We start from the raw sequence: 13,022 nt of genomic DNA on the forward strand, positions 1-13,022 counted from the left end.
ACGGCTGGAACTCCTACGGCTGGCTGTAGCCGTCGAGGAAGCGGCCGATCCGGCCGACCGCCTCGCGCAGGTCCTCCGCGCGCGGCAGCGTGACGATGCGGAAGTGGTCCGGCTCGATCCAGTTGAACCCGGTGCCGTGCACGATCATGATCTTCTCCGCGCGCAGCAGGTCAAGCACCATCTGCCGGTCGTCCTTGATCTTGTACACCTGCGGGTCGAGCCGCGGGAAGGCGTACAGCGCCCCCTTCGGCTTGACGCAGGTGATGCCGGGGATCTCCATCAGCGCTTCGTACGTGGCGTCGCGCTGCGCCCGCAGCCGGCCGCCGGGCAGGACCAGGGAGTTGATCGACTGGTGGCCGCCGAGCGCGGTCGCGATGGCGTGCTGCGCCGGCATGTTCGCGCACAGCCGCATGTTCGCGAGGATGGTCAGGCCCTCGATGTAGCTGCCGGCGTGCTTCTTCGGGCCGCACACCGCCATCCACCCGCTGCGGAAACCGGCCACGCGGTACGCCTTCGACAGCCCGTTGAAGGTGAGCGTGAGCAGGTCGGGGGCGATCGCGGCGGTGGGGGTGTGGGTGGCGTCGTCGTAGAGGATCTTGTCGTAGATCTCGTCGGAACAGACCACCAGGCGGTGCCGGCGGGCGATGTCGGTGATGCCGCGCAGCAGCTCGTCGTCGTAGACGGCGCCGGTGGGGTTGTTCGGGTTGATCACCACGATCGCCTTGGTGCGGTCGGTGACCTTGCGCTCGATGTCGGCGAGGTCCGGCATCCAGTCGGACTGCTCGTCGCAGCGGTAGTGCACCGCGGTGCCGCCGGCCAGCGAGACCGAGGCGGTCCACAGCGGGTAGTCGGGGGCGGGGACCAGCACCTCGTCACCGTCGTCGAGCATCGCCTGCATCGACATCTGGATCAGTTCGGACACGCCGTTGCCGAGGTAGATGTCCTCGACCTCCAGCGGGATGCCCTTGGTCTGGTAGTGCTGCATCACCGCGCGCCGCGCCGACAGCAGCCCCTTCGCGTCCCCGTAGCCATGCGCGTCACCCAAGGTGCGCAGCATGTCCTCCAGGATCTCCGGCGGGCAGTCGAACCCGAAAGGCGCCGGGTTGCCGGTGTTCAGCTTCAGGATGCGGTGCCCGGCCGCCTCCAGCCGCATCGCCTCCTCAAGAACCGGACCCCGGATCTCATAACAGACGTTCGCGAGCTTCGTGGACTGAATCACCTGCATGTCGGTCACCTTACGGCGGCGTCACGGGAGCCGCGCGGTGTTTTCCACCACGTGGACACCGGACGGATTTCGCCGGGCCCGCCCCTGGGGCGTCCAGGGCTGGAAGACTCGGGGGATGGCGATCCAACCGCCGCACGGCGGCCGGCCCGGGCCCGCCGCGCACGGCACGGTACGGATGGGGGAGGGCGCCCGCAGCGGGCTGGTGCTGCTCAACGACGAGCCGGTGACCGGCGCCGAGGACGACGAACTGGGTGCCCGGTGGGTGGCCGAGCAACTGTCCGCGCTGCTGCTGGCCTCCCGGCGCTCCACGCCCTTCACCCTCGCGCTGGAGGGCGGCTGGGGGATGGGCAAGAGCAGCCTGATGCGGCTGGTCGACGCCAAGCTCCAGGACACCGACGGCGTGCACACCGTCTGGTACAACGCCTGGAGCTCGACCGGGGCCGACGCGCTCGAAGGGCTGATCAAGTCCGTGCTGGCGCAGTTCGACCCGAACGTCCTGCGCCGCGCGCTGCGCCGGTTGCAGGGCGGCAGCGGCCTGGCCAGGGTGGTCCGCGCGCTCACGCTGGTGGCCGCGGGGCCGCTGGGCGTGGCGGGCATGGTGGACGCGCTGTGGCGCGCCCTGTCGGTGGACGCCACCGCGCGCAACCGGATGCGGGACGCGCTGCGCAGGATGGTGGCGGACTGGACGGCCGCGCCGCACCCGGGAGCCCCCGGCAGGCTGCTGGTGATCTTCATCGACGACCTCGACCGCTGCTCCCAGGAGACGGTGCTCGCGCTGTGCGAGGCGCTCAAGGTCTACCTGGACGTGCCGGGCCTCGCCTTCGTGATCGGCTGCGACCGCGAGGCGATGAGCGAGGAGGGCATGCTGCGCAACCTCACGCCGGCCGGCGCGGCCTTCATGGAGAAGATCTTCCAGACCAGCTACCGCATCCCCGCTCCCGGCAACCGCGACATCCAGCGCTACGTATGGAGCTGCGCCGGGCGGGCCGGCATCGCCGACCTCCTCGACCAGCAGCTGGTGGAGCTGCTGGGCTACCGGGCCGCCCGCAACCCGCGCCGGGTGAAGACCCTGGTCAACGGCCTGCTGCTGGAGGCGAACCTCAACCCGAGCTGGTCCGACCTGAGCACCGAGGCGGTCATCATCACGCTGCTGCTCCGGTACCTCTACATGGACTTCTACCGGTTGATGACCGCGCAGAACGAGCCCGGCTCGCAGCCCGAGGTGGTGGACACCTTCTTCGAGTACTGCGCGGTCCGGACGCTGCTGCGGGCCGGTTCGCACTGGTCGGCGCGGGACGCGGAGCGGGTCGAGGGCTTCCTGGCCCGGTACGCCATGGCGCCGCCGGAGGGGGAGGACCAGCACGACCGCGAGGACACCCTGCGCGTGCTGGAGGGCGAACTGCCCGACCGGTTCCCCGCGTTGGCCATCGACCAGACGTTCGTGTCGCTGCTGTGGGGGCTGCGGGAGCTGGAGGGCGCGGAGCTGGTGCTCCAGCGGCTGCGGGAAGGGATGGACCGCCCGCTGGAGCCGCTGCCGCCATCGCCGTCCGAGCCGCCGGCGGGGTGGGTCGCGCCGGCGATGGTGGGGCTGCCGGACAGCGGCGAGCCGACGATGCTTCCGGGGGCGCGCGGGGAGCCCGGATCGAGCGTGCCCGGTGGGGACCGTCCCGGGGCCGGCCGGCCGAGCGGGGACTCGCCGAGCGGGAACCCGCCGCGCGGAGACGGGTCGGGCGGCGACCGGCCGGTCGGGAACTGGCCGGCCGAGAACTGGCCGACTGGGAACCGGCCGGGCGGGAACCGTTCGACGAGCACGCCGCAGGCGTCGCCGCGCACCACCACGCAGCCGCCCGCGGCCCGGCCGGCCGGGCCGGTCGATCCGGTCAGCCCCGCGCTCGACCCGCAGGACACCGAGACCTTCCCGGTGGACTATCCGCTGCCCGCCGGGTACGCCCAGCGGATGCCCTCGTCCCTGTCCCCGGGCGGCGACGGGCGGGGCGCGCGCCCCCCGGTCGTGGTGGTGGCGGGCTTCACCTCGGGCGCCGCGGGGGCGGTCGGTTTCGCGCTGCGCCGCGGCGGTCTTGACCACGACTTCGACTTCTACGAAGAGCTGTGGCCCGACGTGCTCGCCCGCGAACCGCGGGCCGTGCTGTGCCATGTCGCCGCGTTCGGCACCCCCGGCCGGGGCTTCGAGCTGATCCGGGCCGCCCGCGATGACGGCTACCGGGGCGTCGTCGTCTTCTACACCCCGACACTGACCCCGAACGAGCGGCTGGCCGCCGACCGGCTCGACGCCGAGATCACCAACGACCCGGACCAGGCGGCCGCCCTGCTGTGGGCCGGGCTGCGGCGACCGCAGGCCGGGCCGCCCGCCGCCTCCGGCTGAGCGGCACCGCCCGACGCCCGCCCTCCCGTCCCCGCCTCACCCGCGCCGGCCGCCGCGCGCCGGCGACCTGCGCACCGAGCGCCCGGCGAGCACCCCCGTACGCCGGCCGTCGGCCATCACGAACCGGCCGTCCACCAGCACGTACGGAATGCCCGTCGGCAAGGTGCGCGGGCGCTCGAAGGTGGCGCCGGCCGCGACCGTGTCCGGGTCGAAGAGGACCAGGTCGGCGCGGTAGCCGGTGCGGACCAGGCCGCGGTCGGGCAGCCGCAGCCGGGCCGCGGGCCGCCCGCTCAGGTGCGCCACGCACTCCTCCAGCGTCAGGACGCCCAACTCCCTCACGTAGCGGCCGAGATAGGCCGGGAAGGTGCCGTAGGCGCGGGGGTGCGGTTTGGCGCCGCGCAGGATGCCGTCGGAGCCCGCGGTGTGCGCGCGGTGGCCCATGATCGTACGGACGTTGGACTCGTCGCCGACGTGCTGCAGGATCGTGGTGCCCAGGCGGTCGTCGAGCAGGAGGCGGCGGGCGGTGGGCCAGCCGTCCACCCGGGTGCCGATGCGGGGGGACAGGGCGGGGTCGGTGACGCCCGAGATCTCGATGGTGGACCAGTCGACGGGCACCCCGTGGCAGCCGTCGGAGCCCTCGACCTCCAGGGCGCGGCGGATGGCCTCGGCCGAGGTGTCGTCCCGCAGCCGGGCGAGGGTCGCCTCCGGACCGCCCTCCGCGGCCCAGCTCGGCAGCAGCGCGACCAGCGTGGTGCAGCCAGGGGTGTACGGATACGTGTCGAGGGTGACGTCGATGCCCGTGTCCAGGGCGCGGTCGAGCAGGGCCAGCAGCTCGGGGGCGCGGCCGGTGTTCTCGTCGAAGTTCATCGTGGCGTGCGCCAGGTGCAGGGCGCACCCCGAGGTGCGGGCGAGGGCGAGCATCTCCTCGTACGCGGTCAGCGCGCCGGCGCCGTACGACCGGTGGTGCGGGCAGTAGTAGCCGTCGTAGGCCGCCACCACCCGGCACAGCTCGGTCAGTTCACCGTCGGAGGCGTACATCCCCGGGGTGTAGGTGAGGCCGGAGGACATGCCGACGGCGCCCTCGGCGAGGCCGCGCGCGACCTCCTCCTTCATCCGGTCCAGCTCGGGCTCCGTCGGCGGCCGGTCCGCCCAGCCCATCACCATCGCCCGCACGGTGCCCTGCGGCACCAGGTAGGCGGCGTTCACCGCGATGCCCTGGTCCAGCCGGTCCAGGTAGCCGCCGACGCTGCGCCAGGTGAACTCCGCGTCGGCGCCCGGACCGTTCCACCCGGCGATCTGGGTGCGCAGCTCCTTGAGGGTGACGTCGTCGACCGGGGCGTACGACAGGCCGTCCTGCCCCAGCACCTCCAGGGTGACGCCCTGGGCGGCCTTCGCCTCGTGCGCGGGGTCCTCCAGCACCGCGAGGTCGCTGTGCGCGTGCATGTCGATGAAGCCCGGGGCCAGCGCCAGCCCGTCCGCGTCCACCACCAGCCGCCCGCCGAGCCGCGCCCCGCCGTCCCGCTCCCGCCGGATCTCCGTGATCCGCCCGCCGTCCACCCCGACGTCGGCCCGGTACGAGTCGCCGCCCGACCCGTCCACCACCCGCGCCCCGCGTACCACCAGCTCCATGAACAGCCATCTTCCCTTACGAATCGAGCGTTTCCGGCGGGCGGCCCGCCCCCGCGGCCCGGGGCCGCCGGGTCACGGGCGGCGAGGGGCGGGCCGTACCACCGGGTCGGAAACGGGTCAGAAGAACGTGCGGACGTAGGACGTGACCGTGCCGTCCGCCCGGGCGACCGGGATGAGCACCCACTTGTCGAATGTGGTGCAGGGGTGGGACACGCCGAGCGCGACCCAGTCGCCGACCTCCAGGCCGTCCTCGGGCGGGACGCGCAACCAGGCGTGCTGGTCGGAGAGTTTGACCACCTCCAGCCCGTCCGGCGCGGTGCGCACCGCGCCGTCGCGGGCCGAGCGGACCGTGCGGGGCGTCGGCAGCCCGAGGTCGTAAGGGGCGTCCCGCTTGCCCGCGTTGAGGAACGCCTGGTCCGGTGCGGGCCGGGAGACGACCTGCGCCCACAGCCGGAAGGCGGGCTGAAGGTCGCCGTCGTCCGGCACCCGGTTGAAGGGCGTGATCCGCCGGTAGTGGTCGTCGTCGTGGGTGACGTACGCCCCCGAGCGCAGCAGCCGCAGCGCCGGACGGGACAACTCCGGTACCTCCGCGAAGACTTCGGCGACCGCGTCGAACCACGCGGAGCCGCCCGCGCTCACCACGATCTCGGTGGCGTCCGCGAACCGGCCGGCCCGGTCGAGCGTTTCGGCGAGCGCCACCAGCCGGCGCAGGTAGGCCCGTACCTGCTCCGGATCGGCCGCGGGCACCTCGCCCTCGTACCCGGCCACGCCCACCAGCCGCAGCGTGCCGACCGCCGACACCGCCGCCGCGACCGCCTCGGCCTCGCGGTCGGTGCGCACCCCGGTCCGCGCGCCCTGCCCGGCGCCGAGTTCGACCACGACGTCCAGCTGCCGCTGTACGCCGGCCGCGCGCAGCGCCGCGTCCATCAGCTCGACCCCGCGCAACGAGTCGACGTAGGTGATGAGCTGGAAGTCGGGGTCGGCGTCCAGTTCGGCGCCGATCCAGCGCAGCGCGGCCGCGTCGACCAGTTCGTTGGCGAGGAAGATCCGCGGCACCCCGAACGCCCTTGCCACCCGCACCTGGTGCGGCACGGCCAGGGTGATCCCCCAGGCGCCGTGGGCGAGTTGGCGGGCGAAGAGCTGCGGCGCCATGGAGGTCTTGCCGTGCGGCGCGAAGACCAGGCCGTACTTGTCGGTGTACTCCTCCAGCGCGGCCAGGTTGTGCGCCAGGGCCTCCTCGGACAGCACGAGCAGCGGCGTGCCGAAGCCGCCGTCGAACAGGCTGCGGCGCTGCGCGGCCAGCTCGCCCACGGTCAGCCCCTCGGCGTCCGGCGGAAGCGCCTTGAAGCGATGGTCGATCCGCTCGGCGTCCAGTGCCGCGATCCGCTCGTCGATGTCCATCCACCCTCCCGGGAAGCGGCCCGGCGGTGCCGGTGCCGCGTCGTACGGCCGTTGCATCCTGTGCAACGTCCGTTGCGTATTCTGTTTCAAGCTGTCTAACATCCTGGTCGGCGCGGGGTCAACGGCGTCCGGACCGGCCGGCCCGATGATCCGCCGGCTCCGATCCGGCCCCGTCCGCCCGCCCGAGCCCGTACCGACGAGGAGCGGAGACCCGCGTGACCGCAACGCCGAGCGCCGAACGTGTCGATGTCGTCTGCCTGGGCGAGTCCATGGTCACCTTCGTACCCTCCCGGCCGGGACCGCTCGCCGACGTCCCCTCCTTCCACCGTGCCATCGGCGGCGCCGAGTCCAACGTGGCCTGCACGCTCGCCCGTGCCGGGCACACCACGAGCTGGGTGAGCCGGGTCGGCGCGGACGGCTTCGGCGACCACCTGGTGGACACCATCGCCGCGGCCGGGGTGGACGTCGGCGCGGTGCAGCGCGACCCGCGCCGTCCCACCGGCGTCTACTTCCGCACCGCGCAGGAGCGCGCCACCACGGCGGCCGGGCCGTCCGAGCGCGCCGAGGTCGTCTACTACCGCAAGGGCTCGGCCGCCTCCGCGCTGTCGCCCGCGCTGGTGCGCCGGAGCGACGTGTGGGCCGGCCGGGTGCTGCACCTGACCGGCATCACCGGTGCGCTGTCCGCGAGCTGCCGCGCCCTGATGGCCCGCCTCACCCACCGCGAACCGGGCCGCCCGCTGGTCTCCTTCGACGTCAACCACCGCCCGGCGCTGTGGCACGACGCCGACCCGTGGCAGCTCGCCGAACTGGCCCGAGGCTGCGACCTGGTCTTCGTCGGGGAGGACGAGGCGCAGGCGGCGTGGGGCCTGCCGGACGCGGACGCGGTACGGGCCGCACTGCCGGAGCCGGCGATGCTCGTGGTCAAGCAGGGCGCGGCCGGGGCGACGGTGTTCACGTCCGCGGGGGCGGAGCTGCCGGAGGGGCTGGGGGATCTGGGGGACCTGAGCGGCCTTGGTGACCTGGACGGTTCGGGCGGCGCGGGTGCTTCGGGCGGCGCGGGTGCTTCGGGCGGCGCGGGCGGGCCTGGCGGTGATGCGGGGCGGGGCGGCGTCCGGCTCCAGGTGCCGGCGCCCGCCGTGGAGGTGGTCGCGCACGTCGGCGCGGGTGACGCCTTCGCCGCCGGGTTCCTGTCCGCCACGCTGCGCGGGCTGCCGCTGCGGGACCGGATGCGGCACGGCCACCTGCTGGCCGCCGCCGCGCTGACCGTCGCCGACGACCTGGCGGTTCCGCCGGACCGGGCCCGTACCGACGCGTTGGCCGCGCTGGACGACGCCGCATGGGGCAGACTGCGGCTGGGCCCGGGGTGGACGCGGGACGCGGGCGGAGAGGTGCCGGGATGAGCCAGACCGTGGACCGGGCGCTGAGCATCCTGCCGCTGCTCGCCGAGGGGCCGGCCGGGCTGGAACAGGTCGCCACCCGGCTCGACGTGCACAAGTCGACCGCGCTGCGGCTGCTGCGCACCCTGCACGAACACGGCCTGGTCTACCGCCAGCAGGACCAGCGCTACCGGCTCGGCGCGCGGCTGTTCGCGCTCGCCCAGCAGGCCGTCGAGGCGCTGGACATCCGGGAGATCGCCCACCCGCACCTGGCCTCGCTCAACGAACGCACCGGCCACACCGTGCACCTGGCGGTGTACGAGCAGGGCGAGGTGGTCTACATCGACAAGGTGGACAGCCGCTACCCGGTGCGGATGTACTCCCGGGTCGGCCGCCCGGTCGCCATCACGGTGGCCGCCGTCGCCAAGCTGCTCCTCGCCGACCTGCCGGAGCCCGAGCGGCGGGCGGTCGCCGAACGGCTGGACTACCCGCGCTACACCGCCCGTTCGACGCCGGACGCAGCGGCGTTCCTCGCCGAGTTGGCGCGGGTGCGCGAGCAGGGCTGGGCGAGCGACCTCGGCGGCCACGAGGAGTCCATCAACTGCGTCGGCGCGCCGATCCACGGCCCGGACGGCCGGGTCTGCGCCGCGATGTCGCTGTCCGCGCCCAACGTGGTGGTCGGCGCCGACGAGTTGCTGCGGCTGCGCCCGCTGATCCTGCGAACCGCGCACGCGGTGGGCGAGGAACTGTGCGGCAGGCACGGGAGCGAGCGCGACGAGCACGAAGAGCCCGACGGACGCGACCGCCCCGACGAGCGTGACCGCCCCGATGAGGGCGACCGCCCCGACGACGCCGTACACCTCGCGGGCCACCACGACGCGGGCCACCCCGACGAGGACCACCACGACGCGGACCACGACTGACACCACGGCCCGCGCCACGGCCGCGCCACGACCGTCACCACGTCTCCCGACCCCCCCTACAACTCCCCTCCCCGACGAACCGAGCAACGAGGACACCGACGCATGAGCGACCAGCCCGAGACCGGCACCGACCGGCTTCCGCGCCTGACCAAGACCGCGATCACCCCGCCCACGCACACCGCGCCCCCGGCGAAGTTCTCGCACGGCGTCCGCAAGGGCAACATCCTCCAGGTCGCCGGCCAGGTCGGCTTCCTGCCCGCCGTCGAGGGCCAGGCCCCGACCCCGGCCGGCCCGACGCTGCGCGAGCAGACGCTCCAGACCCTGGAGAACGTCCACTCCGTGCTGACCGCCGGCGGCGCGAGCTGGGAGGACGTGGTGATGGTGCGGGTCTACCTGACCGACACCGCGCACTTCGCCGAGCTGAACGATCTCTACAACGCCTACTTCGCCGACCTGGAGCAGCCGCCCGCGGCCCGCACGACGGTCTACGTCGGCCTGCCCGCCGGCCTGCTGATCGAGATCGACGCGCTGGCCGTACTGGGCTGAACCGCGGCTTCTTCCCACGGCGAAGGGAGCGCCCCAAGTGCGGGGCGCTCCCTTCGTGTTGCGCGGTTGGTGCAGGCGTGCCTACGTGCCTACGCGCAGACGTTTCAGACGTGATTACGACATCGCGTGGACGTGGGCGCCCACCGTGTTGGACCAGGAATTCCCGTTGGAGGCGTCCCAGTTCGTGGACCAGGTCATGGCGCCGCGAATGGTGGGCCACTTGGCCGACGGGTGGAAGGTGCCGCAGTTGGTGCCGCTGGCCAGGCAGTCGAGCGCGTTGTCGACCACCGACGGCGAGACGTACCCGGAGCCGGCCGCGCTGGTGGAGGCGGGGGTGCCGATGCCGACCTGGGACGGGTCGAGCCCGGCCTGGATCGCGGTGCAGGCCAGCGTGGTGATGAAGTCCACGGTGCCCTGGCTGTAGACCCCGCCGTCGCAGCCGTTCATCGAACCGCTGTTGTAGTACTGCGTGTTGACGACGGTGAGGATGTCCTTGATGTTCAGCGCGGTGGCCAGGTAGTCACTGGACGGCGACAGCATGTCGATGGTCTGCGGCGCCATCGTGATGATCAGCCCGGAGCCCGCCTTCGCGCTGAGGCTGCGCAGCGCCTGCGACATGTAGGTCGGGTCGATCCCGTTCTCCAGGTCGATGTCCACGCCGTTGAAGCCGTACGTCTGCATCAGGGTGTAGACGCTGTTGGCGAAGTTCGTCGCCGAGGCGGAGTCGCGCACCGAGATGGTGCCGTCCTGCCCGCCGACGGAGATGACCACCTTCTTGCCCGCCGCCTGCTTGGCCGCGATGTCCGCCTTGAACTGCGCCTCGCTGTAGTTGAGCGAGGGGTCCAGGGAGAAGCTGACCGCGCCGGGCGTGGTGGTGGCGGTCGCGAAGGCCACGGCGATGATGTCGTACTGGTTCTGCACCTGCGCGATGGTCTGCACGGTCGCGCCGTTGGAGAAGTCCTGCCAGTACCCGGTCACCGCGTGCTTGGGCAGGTCGCCGGCCGGCGGGCTGGTCGGCGGCGTGGTGGGGGGAGTGGTGGGCGGCGTCGTCGGGGGCGTGGTCGGCGGGGTGGTCGCGGTGCCGCCCGGGCCGGACAGGGTGACATCGTCGGCGTAGTAGGCGGGTTGGCCGTACCAGCCGTGCGTGTAGACGGTCACCGAGGTGGTGCTCGCGCCGGTGGTGAAGTTGACGCTGAGCTGGGAGTAGGAGGAGGCGCTCGGCGTCCAGGTGGACGGGTCGGTGCCGCCGGTGCCGGTCGCGCCGAGGTAGACGTACGACCCCTGCACCCACGCGCTCAGCGTGTAGGCGGAGTTGGGCTGCACGCTGATGGTCTGCTGGCACTGGGCGGTGTCGCTGCCGGACGGGGTGGCCTTCAGCGCGCTCGACCCGGAGTGCACCGGGGTGGAGACGGCCGCACCGCTGCCGGCGGAGCAGGTCCAGCCGGAAAGGCCGCTCTCGAAGCCGGAGTTGGCCACCAGATTGGTGGTGGCGGCGGAGGCGGCGCCCTCCGTGACGAGCGCGACGCCGGAGCCGATCACGGCCGCGGCGCTCAGCCCGGCGATCAACCGGCGCTTGAGGGTTGCTCTCGACTTCGCATGGCTCGCTCGATTCGCGTGCGATGCACGTTCCACGACTGCCTCCTGGGGGCAAGGAGTTGGGGGGTGGTGGGGTGTGCGGGTGACCCGGGTGCCCACGGATGGCATGGACACACGTAGTAGGGAGAAAGTTGGTCCAGACCAATCCGGTTGTCAAGACCTCTGATGGACACCGGTCGTTCACCTCGTTCGATCCGCAACTTTCCGCGCCCAACTCGCTACACATCGATAAGCTGACGACCGCGTACGGCCAGGCGGACCCCACTCGACCCGGACCGCCGCGCGCAGATGGGGAGGGGTGCCGCATGCCGAGCGTCATCACGGTGACCGCGGACGACCTCGCGCTCCCGCTGGAGGAGCAGGTGGTGCGCACCTCCACCGCGCTGGACATGCACGGCCACCTGGTCGCGCTCGCCCCGGCCGAGGCCGACGACCCGGCCCGGCGCCGGATGCACACCGTCCGCTCCGCGCTGGAGGGCGACCGGATCGCGATCGTGCCGCTGGCCCTGCCGCCGCTGGCCCGCACCCTGCTCGGCGAGCAGTTACGGCAGCTGTCCGGCACCGACCTCGGGCCCGGCGTGCTGGCCGGCGCCGCCCGCCTGCTGTCGTACTACCTGCACTCCGGCGCGCTGCTCGCGTCGGTCAGCAAGCTGGACCGGGTGCCGGTGAGCGTCGGCAGCCACGTCAAGTCCCTCGTGCCCGGGCGGCACTTCGCGGTGGTCGCGCACCCCGAGCCGTACCTGGGCGAGGCCCACGCGGAGCACGTGCCGCCCGGGCCCGGCTACCAGACGCAGCTCGCGGTGGCCGGAAACGGCCTGGACCCCGGCTGGGTGGCCGGGCCGCTCGCCGCGGCCTGGCGCACCCAGCATCTGCGCGAGGTTCCGCTGCCGCCCGACTCGGCGCGCTGGTGGGGGACTTCACGGCTGGTCGAGTTCACCGCGTACATCGCCGACGTCGGCATGCTCTACCAGCTCGTCACCTCGGTGCGGCGCGACACCTGCACCTGGTGCGGGCTCGAAGTCATCGGCGACCAGTGCCTGTTCTGCGCCACCCGGATCAACGACCGCGGCAACCCGGCCAAGCACGCCGCCCGTCCGCCCGGCACGGCGGTCGAGACACCGCGCCGCCCCCAACTCGAACCCCACAAGCGATAGGTCCACCCGCACATGAACTCACGTCAGCGCCGTGGCGTCGTCCTCCTGGTGGTCTCCGTGGTCTGCGCGGTGGCCGCCTTCGCCGGGGTGCTCGCCGTCGTCAGCAACGCCCGCTCCCAGGTGGGCCAGAAGGTGACGGCGTACGAACTGTCGTCGGACGTGCCCGCGTACACCGCGCTGGACTCCTCCAAGGTGCACCGGATATCGATGCCGAAACGGTGGCTGCCGGACACCGCCGTCCGCGACCTCGGCGAGTTCCAGGGGAAGATCGCCGCGGTGCCGCTGAAGAAGGGCTCGCTGCTGGAGTCCGACATGGTCGCCGCCCGGCCCGAACTCAAGCCCGGGCAGATGGAGATCGCCATCATGATCGACGCGGAGACCGGCGTCGCGGGCAAGATCACCCCCGGCGCCCGGGTGAACATCTTCGCCACCTTCGCCGGCCGCAAGGACACCGACCCCGACGTCTCGAAGATCATCGTGGCCGGCGCGCAGGTCCTCGACGTCGGCCAGATCAAGGCGTTCGACAAGAACGAGGACGCGCAGCGGCTGTCCGAGGAAGGCGTCCCGATCACCTTCGCGCTCGACGCCCAGGACGCCCAACGCGTCGCGTACGCCGAGTCGTTCGCCGAACACGTCCGGCTCGCCCTGGTCGCCCCCGGCGACACCGCGGCCCCGCCGGACAGCGACCGCACCTACACGCTCTCCGGCGACACGTCGGCGGCGTCCACGTCGGGAGCCGCGCGATGAGGCCGGGCGCGGTCGGGCCGGGCAGGGTCGGGCCGGGCGCGG

Annotated in this window: 9 protein-coding genes and 1 pseudogene; 6 read left to right on the forward strand and 4 right to left on the reverse strand. The window is 73.0% G+C overall.

The genetic code is table 11. The annotated features are described in order from the left end of the window. Window positions 1–13: 13 nt before the first annotated feature. Window positions 14–1,225, reverse strand: coding sequence for a pyridoxal phosphate-dependent aminotransferase (locus tag AB0399_RS11425; protein WP_329365419.1), 1,212 nt, complete (start codon window positions 1,223–1,225; stop codon window positions 14–16). A 115-nt stretch (window positions 1,226–1,340) separates the two neighbouring features. Here AB0399_RS11425 and AB0399_RS11430 point away from each other — a divergent pair, with 115 nt between their 5' ends. After that, complete coding sequence (locus tag AB0399_RS11430) at window positions 1,341–3,608, forward strand: P-loop NTPase fold protein (RefSeq protein ID WP_366411096.1); 2,268 nt, start codon at window positions 1,341–1,343, stop codon at window positions 3,606–3,608. Between the two features lie 36 nt (window positions 3,609–3,644). On the opposite strand, the gene AB0399_RS11435 is transcribed toward AB0399_RS11430, so the two are convergent. Both AB0399_RS11435 and AB0399_RS11440 read right to left on the reverse strand, forming a co-directional pair. Beyond that, window positions 3,645–5,237, reverse strand: coding sequence for a D-aminoacylase (locus AB0399_RS11435; RefSeq protein WP_366411097.1), 1,593 nt, complete (start codon window positions 5,235–5,237; stop codon window positions 3,645–3,647). Between the two features lie 117 nt (window positions 5,238–5,354). After that, window positions 5,355–6,638: an alanine racemase gene (locus AB0399_RS11440; RefSeq protein ID WP_366411098.1), complete on the reverse strand. Its 1,284-nt coding sequence runs from the start codon at window positions 6,636–6,638 to the stop codon at window positions 5,355–5,357. A gap of 269 nt (window positions 6,639–6,907) precedes the next feature. Here AB0399_RS11440 and AB0399_RS11445 point away from each other — a divergent pair, with 269 nt between their 5' ends. The 3 genes and pseudogenes from AB0399_RS11445 to AB0399_RS11455 all read left to right on the forward strand — a co-directional run bounded on the left by AB0399_RS11445 (window position 6,908) and on the right by AB0399_RS11455 (window position 9,483). Beyond that, on the forward strand, window positions 6,908–8,038 hold the full coding sequence (locus tag AB0399_RS11445) for a sugar kinase (protein WP_366411152.1): 1,131 nt from the start codon (window positions 6,908–6,910) through the stop codon (window positions 8,036–8,038). Continuing rightward, window positions 8,035–8,751: pseudogene (locus AB0399_RS11450) on the forward strand (IclR family transcriptional regulator); the annotation flags it as partial. The gene AB0399_RS11445 and the pseudogene AB0399_RS11450, both read left to right, overlap by 4 nt. A gap of 288 nt (window positions 8,752–9,039) precedes the next feature. Then, window positions 9,040–9,483 (forward strand): RidA family protein, encoded by a 444-nt coding sequence (locus AB0399_RS11455; protein WP_328468562.1) that lies wholly within the window; start codon window positions 9,040–9,042, stop codon window positions 9,481–9,483. Between the two features lie 114 nt (window positions 9,484–9,597). Here the strand turns inward: AB0399_RS11455 and AB0399_RS11460 are convergent, their stop codons facing one another. Next, a complete protein-coding gene (locus AB0399_RS11460; protein ID WP_329373977.1) occupies window positions 9,598–11,022 on the reverse strand; it encodes a glycosyl hydrolase family 18 protein in 1,425 nt (474 codons plus the stop codon). A gap of 362 nt (window positions 11,023–11,384) precedes the next feature. Here AB0399_RS11460 and AB0399_RS11465 point away from each other — a divergent pair, with 362 nt between their 5' ends. Further along, a complete protein-coding gene (locus AB0399_RS11465; RefSeq protein WP_366411099.1) occupies window positions 11,385–12,233 on the forward strand; it encodes a hypothetical protein in 849 nt (282 codons plus the stop codon). Window positions 12,234–12,245: 12 nt separating this feature from the next. Next, window positions 12,246–12,980, forward strand: coding sequence for a Flp pilus assembly protein CpaB (cpaB, locus tag AB0399_RS11470; protein ID WP_328468566.1), 735 nt, complete (start codon window positions 12,246–12,248; stop codon window positions 12,978–12,980). Window positions 12,981–13,022 lie beyond the last annotated feature (42 nt).

Origin of the sequence: Streptomyces sp. NPDC088194, from assembly GCF_040702025.1 — a bacterium.
GTDB lineage: Bacteria > Actinomycetota > Actinomycetes > Streptomycetales > Streptomycetaceae > Actinacidiphila.

Bases quoted from the DNA above. Each gene is read 5' to 3' on its own strand.
- AB0399_RS11425 (WP_329365419.1), bottom strand. From the start codon at position 1,225: ATGCAGGTGATTCAGTCCACGAAGCTCGCGAACGTCTGTTATGAGATC.
- AB0399_RS11430 (WP_366411096.1), top strand. From the start codon at position 1,341: ATGGCGATCCAACCGCCGCACGGCGGCCGGCCCGGGCCCGCCGCGCAC.
- AB0399_RS11435 (WP_366411097.1), bottom strand. From the start codon at position 5,237: ATGGAGCTGGTGGTACGCGGGGCGCGGGTGGTGGACGGGTCGGGCGGC.
- AB0399_RS11440 (WP_366411098.1), bottom strand. From the start codon at position 6,638: ATGGACATCGACGAGCGGATCGCGGCACTGGACGCCGAGCGGATCGAC.
- AB0399_RS11445 (WP_366411152.1), top strand. From the start codon at position 6,908: ATGGTCACCTTCGTACCCTCCCGGCCGGGACCGCTCGCCGACGTCCCC.
- AB0399_RS11455 (WP_328468562.1), top strand. From the start codon at position 9,040: ATGAGCGACCAGCCCGAGACCGGCACCGACCGGCTTCCGCGCCTGACC.
- AB0399_RS11465 (WP_366411099.1), top strand. From the start codon at position 11,385: ATGCCGAGCGTCATCACGGTGACCGCGGACGACCTCGCGCTCCCGCTG.
- cpaB (WP_328468566.1), top strand. From the start codon at position 12,246: ATGAACTCACGTCAGCGCCGTGGCGTCGTCCTCCTGGTGGTCTCCGTG.